We start from the raw sequence: 22857 nt of genomic DNA, 5'->3' as shown, positions 1-22857 counted from the left end.
CGGCGGCTCTTCTAGAGGCGGCTCTTCTACAGGTGGCTCTTTTACAGGTGGCGGAACCGGTCGGGGGCCAGGTCCCACGGATCCTTGCCCAACAGCTCGGCCACGGCGCGGAACACGCAGCTCTCCACCATCATGCGTTTGTGCACCTCGTCGTAGCTGTGCAGCCGGGAGAGTCTCTCGATGGGCAGCCGGTACAGGATGACCCTGCGATCCTGCAGCTCGACGCGCCACCGATCGACAGCGGGAGTCTCGCCCAGCTCTGCCGGCATGGCGGCGACCTCGAAGGCGACGTCGGCCAGTTCATCCGGCCACAGGTCTTTCAGGTACTCGGCTGTCGACGCGACCGTCATATCGAACATATCGACGCGGTTGCGCAGCAGCGGGAGGTGCGGGCCGGTAACGGGCCCCCGGATGCCACGACCGTGACGGTCCCGCCATCCGCGCCGCGCTGATACCGGCTGGTCTGCACTGCCCGGACTCGTCACAGCCCCGATTCTACCGGCGTGGCTGTGGCATGCTGTCGGCAGTCGGACGTAGCCTTGCAGGGAAATGAATGGTCGCCCGTGCAGCAAGGTCGCCTGTAGCCAGGAGGCCACGTCCACCCTCACCTACGACTACGCCGATTCGATGGCTGTGCTCGGGCCCCTCAGTTACGCATCTGAGCCGCACAGCTACGACCTCTGCGACAGGCATGCCGACCGCATGTCGGTTCCGCAGGGCTGGCAGGTCGTCAGACACGTCGTCATGGGCGGCGAACTGCTCTAGACCGGCTGGTACCCTCGGGTTCCGTGAGCACCAATCCTGACATCCGAGCCGTCGTCTTCGACCTCGACGACACCCTCGCACCCTCCAAGTCGACGATGGACCCGGCGATGAGCCGTGCCTTCGCCGACCTGCTCGATCGCGTGCCGGTCTGCATCATTTCGGGTGGCAGGTTCGAGCAGTTCGAGGCGCAGGCCCTCGACGGCTTCGAGGCCAGCGACGAATCGCTCTCAAGACTGCATCTCATGCCGACCTGCGGCACGCGCTACTACCTCTGGCAGCGGGGCGAGTGGGCACTGCAGTACGCCGAAGACCTGAGCGACGACGAGAAGTCGCGAGCGATCAGCGCGCTGGAGGAGGGAGCTCGTGAGCTGGGGTTGTGGCATCCGGGCCCCTGGGGTGACCTCATCGAAGACCGCGGAAGCCAGATCACCTTCTCGGCCCTCGGCCAGCAGGCGCCCGTGGCCGAGAAGCATGCCTGGGATCCGGACGGAGCCAAGAAGCTCGCACTGTGGGGGTACGTCTCACCGAGACTGCCCGATCTCGAGGTGCGCGGTGGTGGGTCGACGTCGATCGACATCACGCGCAAGGGAATCGATAAGGCCTACGGCATCGGGAAGCTCACCGAAAAGCTCGGTGTTGGCATCGACCAGTTGCTGTTCATCGGAGACCGGCTCGACCCCACGGGCAACGATTACCCGGTGTTCGCCCTGGGAGTCCCGTCGGTCGCGATCGACGACTGGCACGGCACGCTCGCCGCCGTCGAATCGCTCAATGCCTGGTTCGATGCTCCGGATGCCGCGTTCCCCCTCTCGACGATGGAACCGCTGCCGCGCAACCCGTAGGCGCGGGGCGCGCTGGGCTGCGAGAATGGGAGCATGACTTCCGCGACATCCACTGCACTATCGTTCAAGGTCGCCGACCTCTCTCTCGCTGAGGCCGGCCGCCACCAGATCCGTCTAGCCGAGCACGAGATGCCCGGGCTGATGGCTCTTCGGGGAGAGTTCGGAGCGTCCAAGCCGCTCACGGGCGCGCGCATCGCCGGTTCCCTGCACATGACGACCCAGACCGCCGTGCTCATCGAGACTCTTGTAGCACTCGGTGCCGAGGTCCGCTGGGCGTCATGCAACATCTTCTCGACGGAAGACGGAGCTGCAGCCGCCACGGTCGTCGGCCCGACCGGCACTGTCGACGCCCCCGCCGGCGTCCCGGTGTTCGCCTGGAAGGGTGAGACTCTCGAGGAGTACTGGTGGTGCACCGAGCAGATCTTCGACTGGAGCGACTCTGCCGTCTACGGCGAAGGCGCCGTCGGGCCGAACATGATCCTCGACGATGGCGGGGACGCGACGCTTCTGGTTCACAAGGGCCGCGAGTTCGAACTCGCCGGTGCGGTGCCCGCCACGCCTGAGGATGCTTCTCACGAGTACAGCGTCATCCTCGATGTACTGCGCCGCTCGCTCAACGCGTCAGGCGAACGCTGGACCAGGATCGCGGCCGAGATCCAGGGCGTCACCGAGGAGACCACCACCGGCGTTCACCGCCTCTACGAGTTCGCGAGGAGCGGCGAGCTGCTGTTCCCGGCGATCAACGTCAACGACTCGGTCACCAAGAGCAAGTTCGACAACAAGTACGGCATCCGCCACTCACTGCTGGACGGCATCAACCGCGCCACCGATGTGCTCATCGGCGGCAAGGTCGTGTTCGTCGCGGGCTACGGCGATGTCGGCAAGGGATCGGCCGAGGCCATGCGCGGCCAGGGTGCCCGCGTGATCGTCTCCGAGATCGACCCGATCAACGCACTGCAGGCTGCGATGGACGGCTTCCAGGTGACGACGATCGAGAAGGCGCTCGCCGATGTAGACATCTTCGTCACGAGCACCGGCAACGAGAACGTCATCACGGTCGAGCACCTGATGGGCATGAAGCACCTCGCGATCGTCGCCAACGTCGGTCACTTCGACAACGAGATCGACATCGCGGGGCTCGAGAGCCTTGCCGGTGCCGAGCGTGTCGAGATCAAGCCGCAGGTGCACGAGTGGCGCATGCCGTCGGGTCGCAGCATCCTGGTGCTGTCCGAGGGGCGACTGATGAACCTCGGAAACGCCACGGGCCACCCGTCGTTCGTGATGAGCAACTCGTTCACCAACCAGGTGCTCGCGCAGCTGGAGCTGTGGGTGAACAACACCGATGCCAAGTATGAAAACCAGGTCTACGTGCTGCCGAAGCACCTCGACGAGAAGGTCGCCCGACTGCACCTCGACGCCCTCGGTGTCGTGCTGACGACGCTGACCCCCACCCAGGCCGCCTACATCGGCGTTCCGGTCGAGGGGCCGTACAAGGTCGATCACTACCGCTACTAAGGGAACCAGACGCTTCGATGCGTCAGGATGCCCGGCCGTAACTCTCGTTGCGACCGGGCATCCGGCGTTAATGCCTCCCGGTCGCGTAGCCGGCTGGGCCACGTAGCTGACTGAGCAGCGTTCGGCGACGCCCGGGAAGAAAGGGTCTCCGCTGGGCAACGTATGGCGTTGTGCCATACATCCGTAGGTCGAGGGGTCACATCAGTTGTGTGACAGTGTCAGCGAGCTCTGCCAGAGGATCGCGACCGTCCAGCTCGACCCCAGCGCCACGTCGCAGCAACGGCTCGATCTCGGCGACATTCCTGCGAATCTCGTCCTGTTGACTGGCTGACCGACCGTAGGGGTTGTTCGATCGGGTCGAGACACGCTCGATCAGTACCTCGACGGGTGCGCTCAACAACACGACGTGCTCGAATCGGTCATAGAAGCGACCCTGATTTTCGACAGTCCCCGACACGATGACATCCGAATGAGACTCGAGAAGTCCCTTCATCCTGACCTCGTCCCACAAGCCATCGGAACCCACCCAGCCGTCATCATCCGTGTCGACGGTCAGAAATCCCCGCGAGGCGAGTTCGGTGAGCAGCGTCGACTTTCCCGCGCCGGACATGCCGGTGATGAGTATCCGAGGCACGGGGCTTCAGCCACGGTCCGGGAAGCCGCGGGGCAGGCCGCCGAGCACGGGCGCGAGGCGCTCGAGTCCCGATCGTTCGAGACCGAGGGCGGCGGATTCCCTGTCGCGCCGCACCGAGACCACGGCGGCGAGGAAGAGTTCAGCATTGGTTGCGGGAACCGGCGACACGAACACGCTAACCTCGTCGGCGAGCTCGCGACTGAGTCTCTCGCGCGTCGCGGGGGTGAGCGACGCGGCCTGCGCGAGGAATGCCGCCACCCGGCGGGCGAGGGCGTCGGGGAGGGTGGCGACATCCGCCGTCCTCGCCCATTCGGCCAGGGGGGTGGGCACGCCGTAGACCGCGGTGACGGACTTCGAGACCCTCTCGTTCTGGCTGTAGGTGCCGGCCACCAGATCTCCCAGTCGTTTGGCGCGACCATTCAGCAGGGCGATAATCGCGGCCATGCCGCCGAAGGTCATGAAGATCTCGAAGACGCCGGTCAGCGCCCGGATGAAGGCGTGCCGGAAGCCGATCGACCCGCCGTCATCGCGGACAATGCGCGAACCAATGGCCAGCTTGCCGAGGGACTTGCCGTGCGTGGCCGTCTCGACGGCAGTGGGGATCACGACGAGGCACAGCACGAGGGCCGCGACGCTCACGGCAGTGATCAGTGCCTGGTCCAGCCCGAGCTGGTCGGCGAGCGAGAACAGCACCAGGACGATCACGATGTAGCTGCCGAAATAGAGCAGGTAATCGATGATCGTGCCGGCCGCCCGCAGCACGAAACTCGACGACCTCAGATCGAGTGCGACGGCCTCACCGGTGACAAGCTCCTGCAGATCTTCGTCGTGCTCGACAGAATCGATTCTGGCCATGCCATCATTTAAGCAGATGGATCTCGACGCATACTCAGCCGCCCACCGCGAAGAGTGGGATCGCCTTGCCGAGCTCGGCTCCCGGCGGCGATTCAGCGGGGCCGAAGCCGACGAACTGATCGACCGATACCAGTCGGGTGCAACCCAGCTTTCCGCGATCAAGACCACCTCGGGGCAGTCGGTGCAGGGCGACAGGCTGTCGCTGTGGCTGAGCCGGGCACGGCTGCGGTTCACCGGGGCATCCGCCAATGTGCTGAGCCAGGTTCCACGGTTCTTCGCCGCGCAACTGCCCGCGGCCCTGTTCCGGATCCGGTGGCTGTGTCTCGCTGTGTCCGCGGCATCCGTCGTCATCGCATTCCTGTACGCGTGGTGGGCGTCGTCGAATCCCGAAGTACTGGCGACGCTCGGCTCGACCGCCGACCTCGAGCGGTACGCGAAAGAGGACTTCGTCAACTACTACTCCGAGAACTCGGGAACATCGTTCACCAGCTTCGTGTGGACGAATAATGCGTGGCTCGCCGCCCAGTGCATAGCCTTCGGGATCACAGGCCTCTATCCCGCCTACCTGCTCTTCACCAACGCGCAGAGCCTCGGGATGACCGCCGCCATCATGAACGAGTTCGATCGGCTCGACGTGTTCTTCCTCTACATCGCGCCGCACGGCCAGCTCGAGCTGTACTCGATCTTCGTGGCGGGTGCAGCCGGCATGCGCATCTTCTGGGCCTGGATCGCCCCGGGCGCCCGCACCCGGGCCCAGGCGCTCTCCGAGGAGGGTCGCGCGATGTTCACCATCGTGATCGGGCTCATCCTGGCCCTTCTGGTCTCCGGGCTCATCGAAGGTCTCGTCACCCGGCAGGAGTGGCCGTGGCCGATCAAGATCGGCATCGGGACCGTCGCGCTCGGCGCGTTCCTGTTCTACCAGTGGGTGGTGGGTCGAAGAGCGGCTCGCGCCGGGGAAACCGGCGACCTCGACGAGTTCGAGGCAGGGGCACGGCAACTCGTCGCAGGGTAGCCTTATTTTGACCTATTCACGATAAGGGTAGGATGAAGGTAATGACCTTCTCCCCGGACATCGAGCTTCGCAGGGCAGGGCTCCGCATCACGAGCAGCCGCGTACGGGTTCTGTCCGCTCTGGTCGAGCAGCCGCACTCGTCGGCTCTCGTCATCCATTCCCGACTGGGGGATGCGGCAACCTCCGTGCAGTCGGTGCACAACGCCCTCGCCGCCCTCACCGAGGCCGGACTATTGCGCCGCATCGAGCCCGCGGGCTCTGCCGCGCTCTACGAAATCCATGAGAACGACAATCACCACCACCTCGTGTGCAACAGCTGCCGCACCGTCGTCGACGTCGAGTGCGCCGTCGGCCACTCTCCGTGCCTCGCGCCTGTGGACAGCTCAGGTTTCCAGATCTCGACGGCGGAGGTGACGTTCTGGGGACTCTGCCAGGACTGCGCCAGCCGCGAATCCGCCCATTCTTCGACCCCCATCCGCTCATCGAGCACTAACCAGGAGGACTCATGACTGACAATTTCACCACAAGCCAGAGCGGAGCACCGCTGACCAGCGACGAGCATTCGCTCACCGCCGGCCCCGATGGCAGCACCGTTCTGCACGACCGGTTCCTGGTCGAGAAGCTCGCTGCGTTCAACCGCGAACGCGTGCCGGAGCGCAACCCGCACGCCAAGGGCGGCGGGGCTTTCGGAGAGTTCACGGTCACGGAAAACGTCTCGCAGTACACGCGTGCCGCGGTCTTCCAGCCCGGCGCGACGAGCGAGATCCTGCTGCGCTTCTCGTCGGTCGCCGGTGAGCAGGGCTCCCCTGACACATGGCGCGACGTGCGCGGCTATTCGCTCCGGTTCTATACGACCGAGGGCAACTACGACGTCGTCGGCAATAACACCCCGGTGTTCTTCATCCGCGATGCGATGAAGTTCCCTGACTTCATCCACTCCCAGAAGCGCCTCGGTGGTTCTGGGCTGCGCGACGCCGACATGCAGTGGGACTTCTGGACCCTGTCGCCGGAGTCGTCCCATCAGGTCACGTACCTCATGGGTGACCGCGGCCTCTCGAAGTCGTGGCGTCACCTCAACGGCTACGGTTCGCACACCTACCAGTGGATCAATGCCGCGGGTGAGCGTCACTGGATCCAGTACCACTTCAAGTCGCGCCAGGGTGTGGAGCGCATGAGTGCCGAGGAGGGCGAGAAGCTCGCCGGATCGGACGCCGACTACTACCGCCGCGACCTGCATGAGGCCATCGAATCCGGCGACTTCCCGATCTGGGATGTGTTCGTGCAGATCATGCCGTACGAGGATGCGAAGACCTACCGTTTCAACCCCTTCGACATCACGAAGACCTGGTCGCACGCCGACTACCCGCTGGTGAAGGTCGGCGAGTACACGCTGAACCGCAATCCGCAGAACTTCTTCGCGGAGATCGAGCAGGCCGCGTTCTCGCCGGCCAACCTGGTGCCCGGCATCGACATCAGCCCCGACAAGATGCTCATGGCGCGCGTGCACTCCTACCCGGATGCCCAGCGCCACCGCATCGGCACGAACTACAACCAGCTGCCGGTCAACAAGCCGCACGCCGCCCCCGTCGCGAATTACCAGCACGAGGGCAACATGCGGTACGAGTTCAGCGACGCCACGGCGCGCACGTACACGCCGAACTCCTACGGTGGACCCGTCGCCGACCCCGCCCGCTCTGGCGAGGGAAGCTGGGAGTCGGACGGCACCCTGACCCGCGCCGCGGCAACCCTGCATTCCGAGGACGACGACTTCGGCCAGGCTGGCACGCTTTATCGGGACGTCTTCGACGCAGACTCGAAGGCCAGACTGCTCGAGACCCTCACGGGCCAGGGCAAGGCCATCACGGTCCCCGAGATCCGCGAGCGGTTCTTCTGGTACTGGGGCAACGTGGATTCCGTGCTCGGCGCTTCGCTCCGCACCACGGTGGGATCGCTGTAACACCCGCCAGACGCAACGGCCGGCCCTTCGGGGTCGGCCGTTGCCGCGCTGAGCGGGCATCCGTTCCCTTGCCGTGCGGCTGAGAGCGCAATTCTCGCCCGTCAGCGGCACCTTGAGGGCGAAAACTGCGCTCTCGGAGTCGGCCCGCTGGGGCTACAGCCGGCCGGCGGCCTTCAGCGCGATGTAGGTGTCCGCAAGGGCGGGCGGCAGGTCCTGGGGCGCAGCGGTGACGACCTCGGCGCCGAGCTGGCGCACGGCCGCAGCCACGCGCGACTGGTCCAGCAGTGCACGCTCGGCGGCCGCTGCCCGGTAGACCTCGTCGCGATTGTCGCGCTGCGTCGTGGCCTCGAGGATGGCGGGATCTGTGACGGATGCCACGACTACCATGTGTTTGCGGGTCAGCTGCGGCAGCACGGCGAGAAGTCCGCGCGAGGCTCCCGGCGCGTCGACGGTGGTCGCGAGCACCACCAGGGCGTGGTGGGAGGTGATGGACCGCACGAGTGCGGGCACCGCCGTCCAGTCCATCTCGATGAGCTCGGGATCGACCGGGGCCATGCTCGAGACCATGCGCGACAGCAGTTCGGCGCCCGTCGCCCCCTGCACGCGGGCGCGCACCCGCCGGTCGTAGATCACCATGTCGACGCGGTCTCCCGCGCTCGAGGCGAGAGCGGCGAGCAGCAGCGCGGACTCGAACGCCGTATCGATCCTGGGTTCGTTGTCGATGCGGGCGGCTGACGTGCGACCGCTGTCGACGATGATCACGACGCGCCGGTCCCGCTCCGGGCGCCAGGTGCGCACGACGAGACCGGGGCCGGATGCCGCGGCACGACGGGCCGTCGCCCTCCAGTCGATCGAGCGCACGTCGTCGCCGCGCACGTAGTCGCGCAGGCTGTCGAACTCGGTGCCCTGGCCGCGGACCATGACGCTCGTGGCGCCGTCCAGCTCGCGGAGCCGCGCCAGCCGCGAGGGCAGGTGCTTGCGGGAGTTGAACGGCGGGAGCACGGTGATGGCACCGGGTGCGGCGATGGTGGCCTGCCGCGCGGCGAGCCCCAGCGGCCCGAACGACCGGATCGTGACGTGCGCGGCCCGGCGCTCGCCTCGTCGGAACGGGGTCAGCATGGTCGTGATCGTGCGCTGCTCGCCAGCGGGGACATCCAGTGGCGCCCGGGCCGGCTCTGCGACCGCGGAGGGCGACCAGCCGTCGCGGACCATGCCGCGCACGCGACGGCGCCCGGGGTTGGCGATCAGCACGGTGGACGCCACGGTCTCACCCAGCCGCACGCGCGACGGCAGCTGCCGGGACAGCCGCACAGCGCGCGGAGACCCCGCGAGCGCGAGGTCGAGCCCGGCGAGCACGGCCACGAGCAGCAGCCACGCCAGCAGCGCCCAGGGCTGGCCGATGAGGATGATCGGCGCGACGCCGAACACCACGAGCGCCACGAACCTGCCGGAGATAGCCACTAGGGCTTCGCCCTCGGTCGCAGGCTCCCTCGGCGCTGGGGTCGCAGAATCGCTGGCGCGACTCTCATAGCTCCACCGCGCGGAATCACAGCGGCACCTGCACCTGCTGCAGGATCGAGCGCAGGATCGCGTCGGGCGATACGCCCTCGAGCTCGGCCTCCGGGCGCAACTGGATGCGGTGCCGCAGCACCGGAAGCACCATGGCCTGCACGTGGTCGGGGGTGATGGAGTCGAAGCCGTTCAGCCAGGCCCACGCCTTGGCCGCGGCGAGCAACGCCGTCGACCCACGGGGACTCACGCCGAGCTTCACGGACGGGCTCTGCCGGGTGGCGCGGGCGAGATCCACTGTGTAGCCGATGACATCGGCGGTCGCTCCGACGCGGGCCACGGCGGCCTGGGCGAGAGCGAGCTGCTGGGCGTCAAGCACGGCGGTGACTCCCGCGGCGTCGAGATCACGGGGGTTGAAGCCCGCGGCATGGCGGCGCAGCACCTCGATCTCGGTGTCGCGCTCCGGCAGCTCGAGCACGAGCTTGAGCATGAACCTGTCGAGCTGCGCCTCCGGCAGAGTGTACGTGCCCTCGTATTCGATGGGGTTCATGGTGGCCGCGACCATGAACGGTACGGGAAGCGCGCGAGTCACGCCGTCGGCCGAGACCTGGCGTTCCTCCATCGCCTCGAGCAGCGCCGACTGCGTCTTCGGTGGCGTGCGGTTGATCTCGTCGGCGAGCATGATGTTGGTGAACACCGGCCCCTCGCGGAACTCGAATTCGCCGGCCTTCGCGTCGTAGACGAGGGAGCCGGTGACGTCACCGGGCATGAGGTCAGGCGTGAACTGCACGCGTTTCGTGTCCAGCGCGAGCGCGTGGCTGAGGGTGCGCACCAGCAGTGTCTTCGCCACACCCGGCACTCCCTCGAGCAGCACATGGCCCCCGGCGAGCAGTGCGATCGTGAGGCCCGTGACCGCGGCATCCTGCCCGACGACGGACTTGCCGACCTCGGTGCGCAGGTTCGCGAATGATTGCCGCAGGTTCTCGTCGGTCGCTTGCTCGTCAGTCATGGGTCGATTCTCCAGTGTGTTGAGGTCGGTGTGGAACGGATAGGTCGGCGTGAATCGGACGATCAGGGGCGGACGGCGATGGCGACGTCGCGCTCGAGCACGAGCAGGGCGTCCGACAGCGAGACGAGGTCGGCATCGGTGCCGGGAATCGTGTCGACGAGAAGATCCCGGATGACGTGCCGCTGCGCACCGGTCACGGCCGCTACCGCCGAGACGATCTCGTCGACCGAGGCCGAGCGCGGCTGGCCGCAGATCAGGGCCAGTCGCTGGATGGCGCCCATCCTGAGCGCATCGAGCGCCCTCAGCCGTGATGACGAGCGCTCGTACAGGCGCGCACGACCGAGCATCGTCTCGCTGGAACGCACGATCACCGGGAGGTTCTCGATCACCAGGGGGCCGAAGCGCCGGCCCCGCCACACCGCGGCGGCGACGAACGTGAGCACGAGAAGCAGCAACACGGGGGTGACCCAGGGCGGTGTGAGTTCGCCGAGAGTCGCGGGCCCGGCATCCTGCACATCGGCGAGGGTCGGGATGTACCAGACCAGGGTCGGCGTCGCCCCGAGCAGATTCAGTGCAAGGGCCGCGTTGCCGCTGTCGATCACGCGTTCGTTGGTCAGGGCAGCGGTGAGGCCGAGCACGGTCAGTTGCGTGTCGCTGCGATTCACCTGGACGAGCGAGAACACGCCGTCCCCGCTGCCGAAGCACGCGGCAGTGTCAGCGGAGTCGTCGATGACGCGATATCCGGAAGCATCGCCGGCGACGGCACCGGCCCTCGCCGCAGCGGGCACGGCACACCCTGCCGTGAGTTCGTTGTCGGCGTTACCGGCCTGCGCCACTTCCGGGGCGATCGCCTGCAATTGCGTGAAGTCCGCATCGACGATCACGACCGAGCGAGCCAGCGCAGCGGCCGCCGTCAACTGCTCGTCGTCGAGATAGCCGTCGGGGTCGTACAGCAGCACGGTGGTGTCATCGACGCCGACGACCGCATCCCCGGCCTCGATGAGAGTGGATGCCACGATCACATCGACCCCCTGCTGCCGAAGCACCTCGGCCACCGCCATGGAGCCCCCGGGAGCAGCACTCTCGGCGTCGAGCGGTGGACCCTCGGCGGCGGAGCCTGCCGTCGCCAGCGACACGATCGCGATCGCGATCGCGAACAGGGCGACCACCATCCAGAAGAGCGCGCGTGTGGCCACGCGACCCACCGTCGGAGTCAGCACCTCCTGCCGGGGGGCCTGCATCGTCACAGCAGCTCCAGCACGGGCCGGGTGGCCCGCAGGTCGCGCTCGAGGGCAGCGGCCTGCTGGAACTGCTCGGCCGTACCGGTGCGGTCGAGGTAGCGCACCTGGTCGAAGGCGGTGGCGGAGTCGCGCAACGCGTCGGCGAGATCCGGGAACGGGGTGCTCGCAGTGACCGCGAAGTCCCTCGCCGTGGTTCCGGGGCTCGTGGTCACGATCGACCGTTCGGCCAGCCCTCTGGCTATGGCGCGGAACATCTCGGCGACCGCGATCGAGTACTCGCTCCGCGCGGCGGCGGCCTCGGCATCCTGCCGGATGCTGGCGGACGTGCGACGGTCATCCTCTCCGAACAACGACCCGGCGACGGCGCTGCGGCGGTTGAGTCGCGGCACACCGAAGATCAGGAACGCGACGACGATGCCGATCACGGCGAGCGTGACGACGACACCGAGGCCGAGTGCTGGTGGTCCCTGCACGTCGCCGAGCCGCAGGGATGAGAGCCAGTCCTGTACGGCTTTGGCGAGCAGGTCGAACCAGGTCGGTCGTGCTGCCTGGTACTGCGGTTGGGAAAGTTCGTTGATGAGCAGTTCCGCCGCCTCCTGCGGGTCGGGATCGACCGGCACCTCCAGCGGCAGCGCCAAGCCGGTCACGACCACGGGGACGGCTGGGACGGCGGCTGGGGTGCCGTTGCTTCGGCCGTTGCGCGCTGGAGGTACGGGTCGGGCACGCTCGAATTGCCCGCCTGGCGCGCTTCGACGAACCGGTTGAGCTCCAGGTCGAGCCCTTCCTTGCGCATCCTGATGTCGATGTAGATGAGCGCGGTCGTCGCGCTCTGGATCACGGCAGCGATCGCACCGAACACGATGCTCAGGATGATCGTGAGCACGTACAGCACTACGGCGCCGGCGATGAGGCCGTCGCCCTCGCCATTCGGGTTGAGCAGGACGCTGCCGAACCCGAGCAGCAGCTGCAGCGGGGCGCCGATGATGCCGGCGACCGTCTGCACTATGGCGGCGACGAGCAGCTGGATCCCCAGCGTCTTCCAGAAGTAGCCGGTGGTCAGCGACCACGACCGGGCGATGGCGGCGCGCAGCGGAAGCCTCTCGAGCATGAGGGCGCTCGGCACGAGGCACAGGCGGGTGCCGAGCCAGAACGACAGAACCAGGGCGCCGCCAGCCGCGAGAACCCCGAGGATCACGCCGACGACGATTCCGGCGGTACCGCCGAACGCGATGATCAGCCCGATCACGGCAGACAGGATGACCAGCGCGAGCACCGCTGCGCCGGTGAGCAGCAGCGACCAGCCGATGACGGCTCCGATGCGACCCTTCGCCTGGCGCCAGAGGCCAGCGAGCTTCAGCTTCTCGCCGAGCGTTCCCCTCGCGACCTCGAGCACGACGATGGACTGCAGGATCGCGGTCACGACGATGGACAGCACGACAGGAACCAGGGCGGACAGGATGATCGTCGCCACCGATCCCGCTTCGACGGCGTCCTGGTCGGCTCCGGTCGCGCTCGACACCCTCGAGAACGCGAAGAACGATACGAACCCCACCACGAGCAGGGTGAACACGAAAATGAGTCCGGTGAGCAGCAGCGAGAACCCGAAAATGGGCCGCGGGTTTCTGCGGATGACCTGGAACGACGCCGCCAGCAGGGTGCCCAGGGTCAGGGGCCGCAGCGGGATGAGTCCCGGCTTCGGTGGCGCAGTCCATCCCGGAGCGCCGACGGGAGGCGGTGGGGCCGAAGCTGCGTTGGCGTATGGCGACGCAGGCGGCGCAGCGGCAGGGCCACCCGCTGGGGACTGCCACGGGGTGTTGTCACTCACAGCTCATCCTTTGCATAGTGGAACAGTCCTCATCATGGTTTCACACTCGACTACTCTTATGCGAAAGCTCCGGCGCCCGTCCGGCTGGCTCTATGCAGTAGCGAGGTACAGGTGAACGCGCGAATTCTTGTGGTCGATGATGACACGGCGCTGGCAGAGATGATCGGCATCGTGCTGCGCGCGGAGGGATTCGAACCCTCCTTCTGCGACGATGGTGCCGCGGCGGTCGAGGCGTTCCACGCCTCTAAACCCGATCTCGTGCTGCTCGACCTGATGCTGCCGGGCATGAACGGCATCGAGGTGTGCGCCAGGATCCGTGAGGAATCCGGTGTTCCCATCATCATGCTCACTGCGAAGAGCGACACGGCCGACGTCGTGAAGGGCCTCGAGAGCGGTGCCGACGACTATGTCGTCAAGCCGTTCAATCCGAAGGAACTCGTCGCCCGCGTGCGCACTCGGCTGAGGCCCAGCCCGGAGAGCGCCACGGGCTCCCTGCAGGTCGGCGACCTGACCCTCGACGTCGCGGGCCATGAGGTCAGGCGCGGTGAATCCAAGATCAGCCTGACGCCTCTCGAATTCGAGCTGCTGCTTGCCCTCGCACTGAAGCCCCAGCAGGTCTTCACACGGGAGATGCTGCTCGAGCAGGTGTGGGGCTACCACTACAAGGCTGATACGAGGCTCGTGAACGTGCACGTGCAGCGGCTGCGCGCGAAGGTGGAGGAAGATCCCGACAACCCTCGCATCGTCATGACCGTGCGTGGCGTCGGCTACCGCGCGGGCAGCATCACGTAGCACCATGCGCGATTTCCAGTGGCGCGCGATCGTGCAGCGCTTCGTGCGGCTGTGGCGTTCGTCGCTCCAGTTGCGCACGATTGCCTTCACCCTCGCGTTGTCAGGGGTCGCGGTCACGATCATCGGTGGCTACATGTCGGTGAGCGTCGGTGCCAACCTGTTCGATGCGCGCCGCGACCAGCTCAGCCGCACCACCTCCAACGCCGCCATCATCGGCCAGAGATTCTTCGACGAGTCGACTGAGCAGCTGGGGGACGACGACATCGATGCGACGACGGCGGATGCCGCGAGGGCCATCGTGAACGCCGCTGCGAGCACCGGGGTGACCCAGTTCGCCCTCAGACGCATGCCGGGACAGGACGGCCCGCGCAGCCCCACCGAGAGCCAGACACTCGGGCTCGACCCCCAGGTCATCTCCGTCGAGCTTCGCGCCGCTGTGCAGGGCCTCACGGAGTTGCGGACGGTGTCGCAGTCTGTGGGGCTTGTCCAGGCCGATTCTTCGGTGCAGCCGGGGATCGTCTTCGGCACCGTGCTCAACGTGCGCGGTGCGCAATACGAGCTCTACCTCGTCTACAACATCCAGGATCTTCAGGAGTCACTCGGGCTCGTGCAGCGCACCCTGTTTCTCGGCGGGCTCGCCCTGATCGTGCTGATCGGCGCCGTCACCTACGTGGTCGTGCGCCTGGTCGTCGGCCCTGTGCAGCTGGCGGCCGAGACGAGCCAGAAGCTCGCCGCGGGGCAACTGGAGGTGCGCATCCCCGTGAAGGGCGACGATGTGATCGCCACCCTCGCTCGGTCGTTCAACGGCATGGCCGCGTCGCTGCAAAACCAGATCACGAGGCTCGCGGCACTGTCGCAGGTGCAGCAGCGGTTCGTCTCCGACGTCTCCCACGAGTTGCGCACCCCGCTGACGACGATCCGGCTCGCCGGCGACGTGCTCTACGACCAGCGCGATTCGTTCTCGCCGTCGGCGGCGCGCACCGCGGAGCTGCTGCACACCCAGGTGCAGAGGTTCGAATCGCTGCTGGCCGACCTCCTCGAGATGAGCCGGTACGACGCCGGCGCGGTCGACATGGAGACCGAGCCGACGAACCTGGTCTACCTCGTCGAGGATGCCATCGAGAGCGTCACGACGCTCGCGGAGTCGAAGGGGTCACCGCTCAGGATGGTCGCCCCCGGAGGCTATTTCGAGGCCGAGGTCGACAGCCGCCGCATCCGCCGCATCCTGCACAACCTGTTGGGTAACGCCATCGACCACGGCGAAGGGCAGCCGATCGTCGTCTGGGTGGACAGCGACAAGGAGGCCGTCGCCATCGCCGTGCGCGACTACGGCGTGGGCATGACCGCCGCCGCGATGGATCGCGTCTTCGACAGGTTCTGGCGCGCTGACCCGTCCCGGCAGCGTGTGACGGGAGGCACGGGACTCGGTCTCGCGATTTCCCTCGAAGACGCTGCGCTGCACGGGGGCTGGCTCGAGGTCTGGTCTGCTCCCGGCGAAGGCTCATGCTTCAGGCTTACGCTTCCCCGGGTGCGGGGAGCAGAACTGAAGGGGTCACCACTGGCCCTGCCTCCCGAAGAACCGGTACAGGAGGCGATCGATGCGTAAGCAGCCCGTCGTAGTCGCGGCAGCGCTCGCGGTGATCCTGACCCTCGCCGGTTGCGTCGGAGTGCCCTCGAGCGGTGGAGTGCAGGTCGGTCAGTTGATCGACGACCCCGACAATCCTGGGGTCGAGTTGCTCGTCTCTGGCCCGACACCCGATGCCGCTCCCGACGAGATTCTCGCAGGCTTCATGCAGGCCGTTCGCTCGCCGCAATCCAACTTCCAGGTCGCTCGGTCATTCTTCACGGCGGAGATGGCCGGCAGTTGGGATCCGGATGCCCTCACGCTCATCCGATCGGGAGTGGCGACGATCACCGCGGCCGAGGCACCAGACACGCTGTCGTACACGGTCACCACCGGTGCCCTCGTGAACAACCTGGGCAGTTACTCGGAGCCGCCGCCGGCGGCCCAGACCCTGAGCTACGGCTTCACACAGGAGAACGGACAGTGGCGCATCAGTTCGGCTCCACCCGGGATCGTGCTCTCGCGCAGCAGCTTCAGTCTCGTGTTCGCCGAGCAATCCTTGTATTTCTTCGACCCGAGTTACCGATACCTCGTTCCCGACGTGAGGTGGTTCGCCAAGCGCTCGAACATCACGCGTGACACCGTGACAGCACTGCTCGCCGGCCCATCCGATTGGCTCGTGCAGGCCGGGGTGACCGCATTCCCGCAGGCGACGACGCTCGATTCGGTGAGCGTACAGGCCGGGCAGGCGATCGTCGACCTCAGTAACGAGGTCATCGACAGCACGCCGGTCGCCCGGGACCAGATGCGACAACAGCTGGTCGCCACTCTCGGTATCGCGAACGTGGTCATCACCGTCGGCGGCACCGAGCTTACGACGCCCATCGCCTCAGGGGACGACGCGATCACACCCACCGTCGACAGCGCCGCGCTCATCGGAACCGGGACATCATTCGGTTTCAGCGGCGGGGCGGGGATCGCATCGATCCCGGGTGTCTCGAACTCCGTCGTCGCCTCCGAGGCGACCGCCGCCAGTCTCGCCCACAACAGGCTCTCTGCGGCCGTCCTCTCCCCGGAAGGTGTGTCGCTCGCGTCGGCAGGATCGAGTTCTGCCGCACTTCTCGACGATCGTCCCGGCCTCATCAGGCCGTCGATCGATACCTTCGATTTCACCTGGACGGCCCAGGGTGACGACGCCTCGTCCCTGCTCACCTTCGGCTCCGATGGCGTGCCACACCTGCTGCAGTCCGGCCTCCCTCCCGACAGCAGCATCGTGTCCATGGCCGTCTCCCGCGACGGGGCGCGACTCCTGGTCTACCTCTCGACCCCGGTCGGCCCACGGCTCGCGGTTGCGGGCATCATCCGGCAGGATGCCGTGCCGGCCAGGCTCGGCCAGCTGTTCGACCTCCCGACCCCGCTGGGTGCGCCGGTGGATGCCACGTGGGTGGACGACAAGTCGGTGGCGACGATCTCGGGCTCCGGCGTCATCACGCTCGTCGAGATCGGCGGACCAACCCAGTTGCTCGGCCAGCTCGACGACGCGACGACGATCGCCGGTGGAACCGGTGGCACAGACGGGCTGAGGGTGCTGAGCGCCGGTGAGGTGTGGCGCTCGCAGGGCAGCGGCTGGGTCCCGACGGGCATCCAGGCCGCCTTCCTCGCCACCAAGCAGTAGCCCCACCCCTCTCCCCGCGGCCCTCCGTCTCTCCGGCGCTCCGTCTCGCCGGCGCTCCGTCTCGCCGTCTCGCCGTCTCTCCGTCTCTCCGGCCCTCCGGCCCCGCGGCCCGGTGAGCTGACGCTAGCGGTCGCTATGCCTCCCCGTAGACCGCACTGTGCGTCACCTCGGCGCCAGCGTCAGGTGCACAGTCGTCCACGGCCGCGCGCTTTCCACAGTTCGGGCCGGGCGGAGCTTGCGCGCGGTGCGGCGGTGCCACCATCGCTCATGCCGTCATGGATGCCACGGGTCGCCGCCGCGCTTCTCGGCGCACTCCTCGACGCACTGGCCCTGCTCGTGCCGGTCGAGTGCGCCGGCTGCGGGGCTGACGACCGCGGCTTGTGCTCGGTGTGTGCCGCGGAGCTGCACCCGTCGCCGACTCCGCGGTCGACGGCCGGCGGGCTCACGGTCGTCACGGCCCTGCGCTACGAGGGGCGGGTCCGGCGCGTGATCCTCGCCATCAAAGAACACCACCGCACCGACCTTTCCGCTGCCCTGTCCCGCCCGCTCGCCGGTGCCGTGCGGCAGTCTCTCGCCTCCGCGCTGGCGCAGCGGCCGGATGCCCGGCTGGAGCTCGCCGCGGTGCCGACGAGCCGGTCGTCGTACCGCCGACGCGGCTACGACCCGGTCGCGGTCATCCTGGGCCACACCGGTTACCGGGCCGCTGCCGTGCTCAGGACGGCGCGACGCACGGTGTCGCAGAAGTCGCTCGACAGCGCCGCGAGGGCGTCCAACCTGCACGGCGCGATGGTGGCCACGCGACCGCTGACGGGGAGGATCTTCGTGCTGATCGACGACGTGCTGACCACGGGCGCGACGCTGGATGAGGCGGCGAGGGCCGTTCGAGCGGCCGGTGGGGAGGTCGCCGGGGCCGCAACCATCGCGTTCACCCCGAGGTTGTTCGAGGTGCGTGACAACCCCAGCCGCGAGGACTACGGTGGGGCAAAAGGCGCAGAACAAGAACCGCCTGGGTTTGACTGAAGGCTCCGGCGGCCGCGCATGAAGGCTGGGAGGTCGCCGTGGAAATTACCGTCAGCGGACGAAACCTGGGGGTTACCGACAGGTTCAGGGAATACGCGATTGAGAAGGCCGAAAAGGTCGATCATCTCGCCGAGAAGGCGATCGCATTCGAGATCAAAGTCACCCGTCATCACGAGACCAGGGGGGCCAGCGGCGACGACAGGGTCGAGCTCACCCTCATCGGTCCGGGTCCGCTGGTGCGGGCAGAGTCCGCAGGTTCCGATAAGTACGTCGCGTTCGACCTCGCCATGGCGAAACTGATCGAGCGGGTGCGCCAGTCGAAGGATCGCAAGAAGGTGCATCGGGGCCAGCACCGTCCGGTGTCGCTGCGTGAGGCGTCAGCCGGCGGGTTCGCTGTCGTCGACATCACCCCGGCCAGTCCCGAGATTCTCGAGAAGGTGAGCACGGGCTCCATTCCCGTGCAGGAGACCGAGGCGGAACCGGGGGACGAGGACTACTCGCCGGTCGTGATCCGCCGGAAAGTCTTCCCCACCAGCCACATGACCGTCGAGAACGCACTCGATCACATGGAGCTCGTCGGCCACGACTTCTTCCTGTTCATCGACAGCGAAACCGACCGACCGAGTGTCGTGTATCGCCGCAAGGGATGGGATTACGGGGTGATCGGTCTCGAGGAAGAGTCTGAGCAACTGCCCACAGTCGCAAGCCGGGGTCGCGGCAGCAGGCGCTGATCCGGCTCAGGTTGGTACGATTGGCCACCGGTAACGCGCTTATTGTCGTGCCGGAAACTCGGGCATGCCCGACGAAGACTGGAGTTATCGGTGGCCAACGTTCTTGAACGCGCGCTTCGCGTCGGTGAGGGTCGACTTCTTCGACGCCTCAAGCACTATGCGGAAGCGGTCAATCACCTCGAAGAAGACTTCAAGGAACTGACGGACGACGAGCTGAAGAACGAGACAGTCGAGTTGCGTGAGCGCTTCTCGAAGGGGGAGTCTCTCGACGACCTGCTTCCCGAAGCGTTCGCTGCTGTCCGCGAGGCTGCGCAGCGCACGCTGGGTATGAGGCCGTTCGACGTGCAGGCTATGGGTGGAGCCGCTCTCCATCTCGGCAACATCGCCGAGATGAAGACCGGCGAGGGGAAGACCCTCACCGCGGTCTTCGCCGCCTACCTGAACGCGATCCCGTCGCGCGGAGTGCACGTCATCACCGTGAACGACTACCTCGCGAGCTATCAGTCGGAGTTGATGGGTCGCGTCTTCAGGGCACTCGGCATGACGGTCGGCGTCATCCTGTCCGGCCAGACACCGCCCGAGCGTCGTGAGCAGTACGCCGCAGACATCACCTACGGCACCAACAACGAATTCGGATTCGACTACCTGCGCGACAACATGGCGTGGCAGGCCCAGGACATGGTGCAGCGCGGCCACGCCTACGCGATCGTCGATGAGGTCGACTCCATCCTGATCGATGAGGCTCGCACGCCGTTGATCATCTCGGGCCCGGCCTCGGGTGAGGCCAACCGCTGGTTCACCGAGTTCGCGAACCTCGCCAACAAGCTGATTCCGGATGTGGACTATGAAGTCGACGAGAAGAAGCGCACGGTCGGTGTGCTCGAGCCCGGTATCGAAAAGGTCGAGGATTACCTCGGCATCGACAACCTCTACGAGTCGGCGAATACCCCACTGATCTCGTTCCTGAACAACTCCATCAAGGCGAAGTCACTGTTCAAGAAAGACAAGGACTACGTCGTGATGAACGGCGAGGTGCTGATCGTCGACGAACACACCGGCCGCATCCTGATGGGCCGCCGCTACAACGAGGGCATCCACCAGTCGATCGAGGCGAAAGAGGGTGTCGCGGTCAAGGCCGAGAACCAGACTCTCGCCACCGTGACACTGCAGAACTACTTCCGCCTGTACTCGAAGCTCTCCGGCATGACCGGTACGGCCGAGACGGAGGCCGCCGAGTTCATGAGCACCTACAAGCTCGGTGTCGTTCCGATCCCCACGAACAAGCCCATGCTGCGCAAGGACCAGTCGGACCTGATCTACAAGAACGAGCAGGCCAAGTTCGGGCAGGTCGTCGAAGACATCGTTGTGCGACACGCTGCGGGCCAGCCCGTTCTCGTCGGAACGACGAGCGTCGAGAAGAGCGAACTGCTCTCCCGGATGCTCGCCAAGAAGGGCGTCAAGCACGAAGTACTCAACGCCAAGAACCACGCTCGCGAGGCGGCGATCGTCGCGCAGGCCGGCCGCCTCGGCGCCGTGACCGTCGCCACGAACATGGCGGGCCGCGGAACCGACGTGATGCTCGGCGGCAACGCCGAGTTCCTTGCCGTTGCCCAGCTGAACAGCCAGAACCTCAGCCCGAGCGAGACGCCCGACGAGTACGAAGCGGCGTGGGACGACGTCTACGCGACAGTCAGGAGCGAGGTGCAGGTCGAGGCCGAGAAGGTTATCGCGGTGGGTGGCCTCTACGTGCTCGGCACCGAGCGCCACGAATCCCGTCGCATCGACAATCAGCTCCGCGGTCGCTCAGGCCGACAGGGTGACCCCGGCGAGAGCCGCTTCTACCTGTCGCTCGAAGACGACCTCATGCGACTCTTCAACAGCGGAGCCGCCGAGGCCCTCATGGGTCGCGGCAACGTTCCGGATGACCTCGCCATCGAATCCAAGGTCGTCAGCCGCGCCATCCGCAGTGCGCAGAGCCAGGTCGAGGGTCGAAACGCCGAGATCCGCAAGAACGTGCTGAAATACGACGACGTGCTGAACCGCCAGCGCGAAGCGATCTACGGTGACCGCCGTCACATCCTCGAGGGAGACGACCTGCAGGGCAAGGTCACGCACTTCCTCGAAGACGTCGTGAGCGAGGTCATCGACGTGCACACCGCCCAGGGTCACTCTGACGAGTGGGATTTTGACGCGCTGTGGACCGAGCTCAAGACGCTCTACCCCGTGTCGATCTCGACCGACGAGCTGCTCACCGAGGCCGGATCGATCGGCAAGGTCACCTCATCCTTCCTGACCAAGGAAATCATGTCGGATGCGCGGCTGGCCTATGAGCGTCGCGAGCAGCAGCTCGGCGAGCCCGCCATGCGCGAGCTCGAGCGACGCGTCGTGCTCTCGGTGATCGACCGCCGCTGGCGCGACCACCTCTACGAGATGGACTACCTGAAAGACGGCATCGGACTGCGGGCCATGGCCCAGCGCGATCCGCTCATCGAGTACCAGCGCGAGGGATTTGCGATGTACCAGTCGATGATGGCGTCGATCCGCGAGGAGTCTGTCGGGTTCCTGTTCAACCTCGAGGTCGAGGTCACCGGTGGTTCCGGCGTCGAGGCGAAGGGCCTCGCGGCTCCCGCCACCGACACGAACAAGCTCAGCTACTCCGCGCCGAGCGCTGACGCGCAGGGTGAGGTCGAGGTGCGCAACCAGCGCGGCCAGATCGAGCAGGCGGCCACCGCGCGCGCGCAGCAGGCCCAGCAGGCGCAGAGCGGGCAGCCCGCTCCGCAGCGTGCGCCGCAGCAGCCCGCGTCCCGCGGAGCGTTCGGCCAGCGCCCGGAAGGCGAGGCTGCTGCTCCTGCGAACCGCGCAGAGCGTCGGGCTCAGGACAAGAAGAAGTAGCCACAGGCAGGATACGACGAAGGGGCGGCTCCCGTGGAGTCGCCCCTTCGTCGTTACCGGTTTAGGCGGGTTCGACCCCGAACGCGCGCGCCAGCTTGTCGATCTTCTGCGCGCGACCGAGCCGGGGCGGGTCGCTGCCATCGCGGATGACGCGGCCCCTGGCCTCGAAGTCGGCGAGGAAGTCGCGAGCCCATGCCACGTCAGACCGGGTCGGGCTGATGACTTCGTTGATGATCGGGAGCTGCTCGATGTCGAGACACAGTTTGCCGGTCATCCCGAGCGCGACGGCGATGCCGCCCTGCTCGCGCAGCACGGGGTGGTTCGACCCGACGGTGGGTCCGTCGATCGGCCCTGGCAGGTTGCCGACCCTGCTGGCGACGACGAGGCGGGATCGTGGATACGCCATCGCCATGTCGTCCGCGCTGGTGCCGGTGTCACGGCGGTAGTCGCCGCTGCCGAATGCGAGCCGGTATGCGCCGCGAGCGCGCGCGATGTTCGCCGCTTCCTCGATGCCGAGCGCGGATTCCACGAGTGCGATGACGGGGGTGACGCCGTGCAGGCGGTCGAATGTCTCGGAGACGTGCTCCGGCGACTCCGCCTTGGCGAGCATCACGCCGAGGAGTCCGGGGATGCCGACGAGAGCGTCGACGTCATCCGACCAGAAGTCCGAGGTGCGGTCGTTGATGCGAACCCATCCGCTGCCGCCGGTGCTCAGCCAGTCGACGACGCCCGCGCGGGCGCTGTCTTTGAGGCGGGGGTCGACGGCATCCTCGATGTCCAGGATGATCTGGTCGGCGCGGGAACTCTCGGCAGCATCGAAGGACTCCGGCTTAGTAGCTGCGACGAGCAACCACGATCGGGAGATCTCGGCTGACACGGTTCGGGATGCATTGTGCTGCACGACATGGCCTTTCTGGTGCCTGCGCCAAGGTTCAGGCGCCCCCAACAGGCTAGTCGCACGGCCGCCCCTGTCGCGCCCTATGCCGTTGTTGCCCTCCCCGGCAACGTCGGCATGACCC

21 protein-coding genes are annotated in these 22857 nt (G+C 66.8%); 12 read left to right on the top strand and 9 right to left on the bottom strand.

From position 1 onward, the window contains the following. Positions 1-41 precede the first annotated feature (41 nt). A complete protein-coding gene (locus IWX81_RS11575) occupies positions 42-485 on the bottom strand; it encodes a metallopeptidase family protein (protein WP_199281469.1) in 444 nt (147 codons plus the stop codon). A 64-nt stretch (positions 486-549) separates the two neighbouring features. On the opposite strand from IWX81_RS11575, the gene IWX81_RS11570 reads away from it, so the two are divergent. The 3 genes from IWX81_RS11570 to ahcY are packed head-to-tail and all read left to right on the top strand — an operon-like array spanning position 550 to position 3122. Continuing rightward, positions 550-765, top strand: a complete 216-nt coding sequence (locus tag IWX81_RS11570; protein ID WP_199281468.1) for a DUF3499 family protein — start codon at positions 550-552, stop codon at positions 763-765. A 23-nt stretch (positions 766-788) separates the two neighbouring features. Further along, positions 789-1607: an HAD-IIB family hydrolase gene (locus tag IWX81_RS11565; RefSeq protein ID WP_334593998.1), complete on the top strand. Its 819-nt coding sequence runs from the start codon at positions 789-791 to the stop codon at positions 1605-1607. A gap of 33 nt (positions 1608-1640) precedes the next feature. Next, entirely contained in the window at positions 1641-3122 is a 1482-nt protein-coding gene (ahcY, locus tag IWX81_RS11560; protein ID WP_199281467.1) for an adenosylhomocysteinase, read from the top strand. 196 nt (positions 3123-3318) lie between these two features. On the opposite strand, the gene IWX81_RS11555 is transcribed toward ahcY, so the two are convergent. Both IWX81_RS11555 and IWX81_RS11550 read right to left on the bottom strand, forming a co-directional pair. Further along, positions 3319-3756 (bottom strand): AAA family ATPase, encoded by a 438-nt coding sequence (locus tag IWX81_RS11555; protein WP_334593995.1) that lies wholly within the window; start codon positions 3754-3756, stop codon positions 3319-3321. Positions 3757-3762: 6 nt separating this feature from the next. Continuing rightward, on the bottom strand, positions 3763-4611 hold the full coding sequence (locus IWX81_RS11550) for an RDD family protein (protein WP_199281466.1): 849 nt from the start codon (positions 4609-4611) through the stop codon (positions 3763-3765). Between the two features lie 16 nt (positions 4612-4627). Between IWX81_RS11550 and IWX81_RS11545 the strand changes: the two genes are divergently transcribed. From IWX81_RS11545 to IWX81_RS11535, 3 genes are read left to right on the top strand one after another with little or no spacing between them, the layout of a single operon-like run. Next, positions 4628-5623, top strand: a complete 996-nt coding sequence (locus tag IWX81_RS11545) for a stage II sporulation protein M (RefSeq protein ID WP_199281606.1) — start codon at positions 4628-4630, stop codon at positions 5621-5623. 32 nt (positions 5624-5655) lie between these two features. Next, positions 5656-6132: a Fur family transcriptional regulator gene (locus IWX81_RS11540; RefSeq protein ID WP_442977732.1), complete on the top strand. Its 477-nt coding sequence runs from the start codon at positions 5656-5658 to the stop codon at positions 6130-6132. After that, positions 6129-7580 carry a catalase gene (locus IWX81_RS11535; protein ID WP_199281464.1) on the top strand — a complete coding sequence of 484 codons (1452 nt, stop codon included), beginning with the start codon at positions 6129-6131 and terminating at the stop codon, positions 7578-7580. The genes IWX81_RS11540 and IWX81_RS11535 overlap by 4 nt, the downstream gene beginning before the upstream one ends. Before the next feature lie 153 nt (positions 7581-7733). Here IWX81_RS11535 and IWX81_RS11530 read toward each other — a convergent pair whose 3' ends face one another. The 5 genes from IWX81_RS11530 to IWX81_RS11510 form a co-directional block, all read right to left on the bottom strand. Then, the gene (locus tag IWX81_RS11530; RefSeq protein ID WP_199281463.1) at positions 7734-9041 is read right to left on the bottom strand and encodes a DUF58 domain-containing protein; all 1308 of its coding nucleotides are present in this window, start codon (positions 9039-9041) and stop codon (positions 7734-7736) included. A gap of 85 nt (positions 9042-9126) precedes the next feature. Continuing rightward, entirely contained in the window at positions 9127-10098 is a 972-nt protein-coding gene (locus tag IWX81_RS11525; protein WP_199281462.1) for an AAA family ATPase, read from the bottom strand. 62 nt (positions 10099-10160) lie between these two features. Continuing rightward, positions 10161-11339, bottom strand: a complete 1179-nt coding sequence (locus tag IWX81_RS11520) for a DUF4350 domain-containing protein (protein WP_199281605.1) — start codon at positions 11337-11339, stop codon at positions 10161-10163. 2 nt (positions 11340-11341) lie between these two features. After that, the gene (locus IWX81_RS11515) at positions 11342-11986 is read right to left on the bottom strand and encodes a DUF4129 domain-containing protein (RefSeq protein ID WP_334593992.1); all 645 of its coding nucleotides are present in this window, start codon (positions 11984-11986) and stop codon (positions 11342-11344) included. Then, positions 11983-13164 (bottom strand): glycerophosphoryl diester phosphodiesterase membrane domain-containing protein, encoded by a 1182-nt coding sequence (locus IWX81_RS11510; protein WP_334593990.1) that lies wholly within the window; start codon positions 13162-13164, stop codon positions 11983-11985. Before IWX81_RS11510 ends, IWX81_RS11515 begins: the two co-directional genes overlap by 4 nt. A 111-nt stretch (positions 13165-13275) precedes the next feature. On the opposite strand from IWX81_RS11510, the gene mtrA reads away from it, so the two are divergent. From mtrA to secA, 6 genes are all read left to right on the top strand, one after another. Continuing rightward, positions 13276-13956 carry an MtrAB system response regulator MtrA gene (gene mtrA / locus IWX81_RS11505; RefSeq protein ID WP_199281460.1) on the top strand — a complete coding sequence of 227 codons (681 nt, stop codon included), beginning with the start codon at positions 13276-13278 and terminating at the stop codon, positions 13954-13956. Positions 13957-13960: 4 nt separating this feature from the next. Further along, the gene (mtrB, locus tag IWX81_RS11500) at positions 13961-15562 is read left to right on the top strand and encodes an MtrAB system histidine kinase MtrB (RefSeq protein ID WP_199281459.1); all 1602 of its coding nucleotides are present in this window, start codon (positions 13961-13963) and stop codon (positions 15560-15562) included. After that, positions 15555-17195, top strand: a complete 1641-nt coding sequence (locus IWX81_RS11495) for a GerMN domain-containing protein (protein WP_199281458.1) — start codon at positions 15555-15557, stop codon at positions 17193-17195. The genes mtrB and IWX81_RS11495 overlap by 8 nt, the downstream gene beginning before the upstream one ends. A gap of 252 nt (positions 17196-17447) precedes the next feature. Then, positions 17448-18215 (top strand): ComF family protein, encoded by a 768-nt coding sequence (locus tag IWX81_RS11490; protein ID WP_334593987.1) that lies wholly within the window; start codon positions 17448-17450, stop codon positions 18213-18215. Positions 18216-18253: 38 nt separating this feature from the next. Next, positions 18254-18946 (top strand): ribosome hibernation-promoting factor, HPF/YfiA family, encoded by a 693-nt coding sequence (gene hpf, locus IWX81_RS11485; protein ID WP_199281457.1) that lies wholly within the window; start codon positions 18254-18256, stop codon positions 18944-18946. 90 nt (positions 18947-19036) lie between these two features. Next, the gene (gene secA, locus IWX81_RS11480; protein WP_199281456.1) at positions 19037-21838 is read left to right on the top strand and encodes a preprotein translocase subunit SecA; all 2802 of its coding nucleotides are present in this window, start codon (positions 19037-19039) and stop codon (positions 21836-21838) included. Positions 21839-21899: 61 nt separating this feature from the next. Here secA and IWX81_RS11475 read toward each other — a convergent pair whose 3' ends face one another. After that, positions 21900-22739: an HpcH/HpaI aldolase/citrate lyase family protein gene (locus IWX81_RS11475; protein ID WP_199281455.1), complete on the bottom strand. Its 840-nt coding sequence runs from the start codon at positions 22737-22739 to the stop codon at positions 21900-21902. Between the last annotated feature and the right edge of the window lie 118 nt (positions 22740-22857).

This window comes from Salinibacterium sp. CAN_S4, from assembly GCF_015752305.1.
Lineage (GTDB): Bacteria > Actinomycetota > Actinomycetes > Actinomycetales > Microbacteriaceae > Rhodoglobus.
This window is presented reverse-complemented; position numbering and strand designations above follow the sequence as displayed.

Bases quoted from the DNA above. Each gene is read 5' to 3' on its own strand.
- IWX81_RS11535 (WP_199281464.1), top strand. From the start codon at position 6,129: ATGACTGACAATTTCACCACAAGCCAGAGCGGAGCACCGCTGACCAGC.
- IWX81_RS11525 (WP_199281462.1), bottom strand. From the start codon at position 10,098: ATGACTGACGAGCAAGCGACCGACGAGAACCTGCGGCAATCATTCGCG.
- IWX81_RS11570 (WP_199281468.1), top strand. From the start codon at position 550: ATGAATGGTCGCCCGTGCAGCAAGGTCGCCTGTAGCCAGGAGGCCACG.
- IWX81_RS11545 (WP_199281606.1), top strand. From the start codon at position 4,628: ATGGATCTCGACGCATACTCAGCCGCCCACCGCGAAGAGTGGGATCGC.
- IWX81_RS11550 (WP_199281466.1), bottom strand. From the start codon at position 4,611: ATGGCCAGAATCGATTCTGTCGAGCACGACGAAGATCTGCAGGAGCTT.
- mtrB (WP_199281459.1), top strand. From the start codon at position 13,961: ATGCGCGATTTCCAGTGGCGCGCGATCGTGCAGCGCTTCGTGCGGCTG.
- IWX81_RS11495 (WP_199281458.1), top strand. From the start codon at position 15,555: ATGCGTAAGCAGCCCGTCGTAGTCGCGGCAGCGCTCGCGGTGATCCTG.
- IWX81_RS11540 (WP_442977732.1), top strand. From the start codon at position 5,656: ATGAAGGTAATGACCTTCTCCCCGGACATCGAGCTTCGCAGGGCAGGG.
- IWX81_RS11520 (WP_199281605.1), bottom strand. From the start codon at position 11,339: ATGCAGGCCCCCCGGCAGGAGGTGCTGACTCCGACGGTGGGTCGCGTG.
- ahcY (WP_199281467.1), top strand. From the start codon at position 1,641: ATGACTTCCGCGACATCCACTGCACTATCGTTCAAGGTCGCCGACCTC.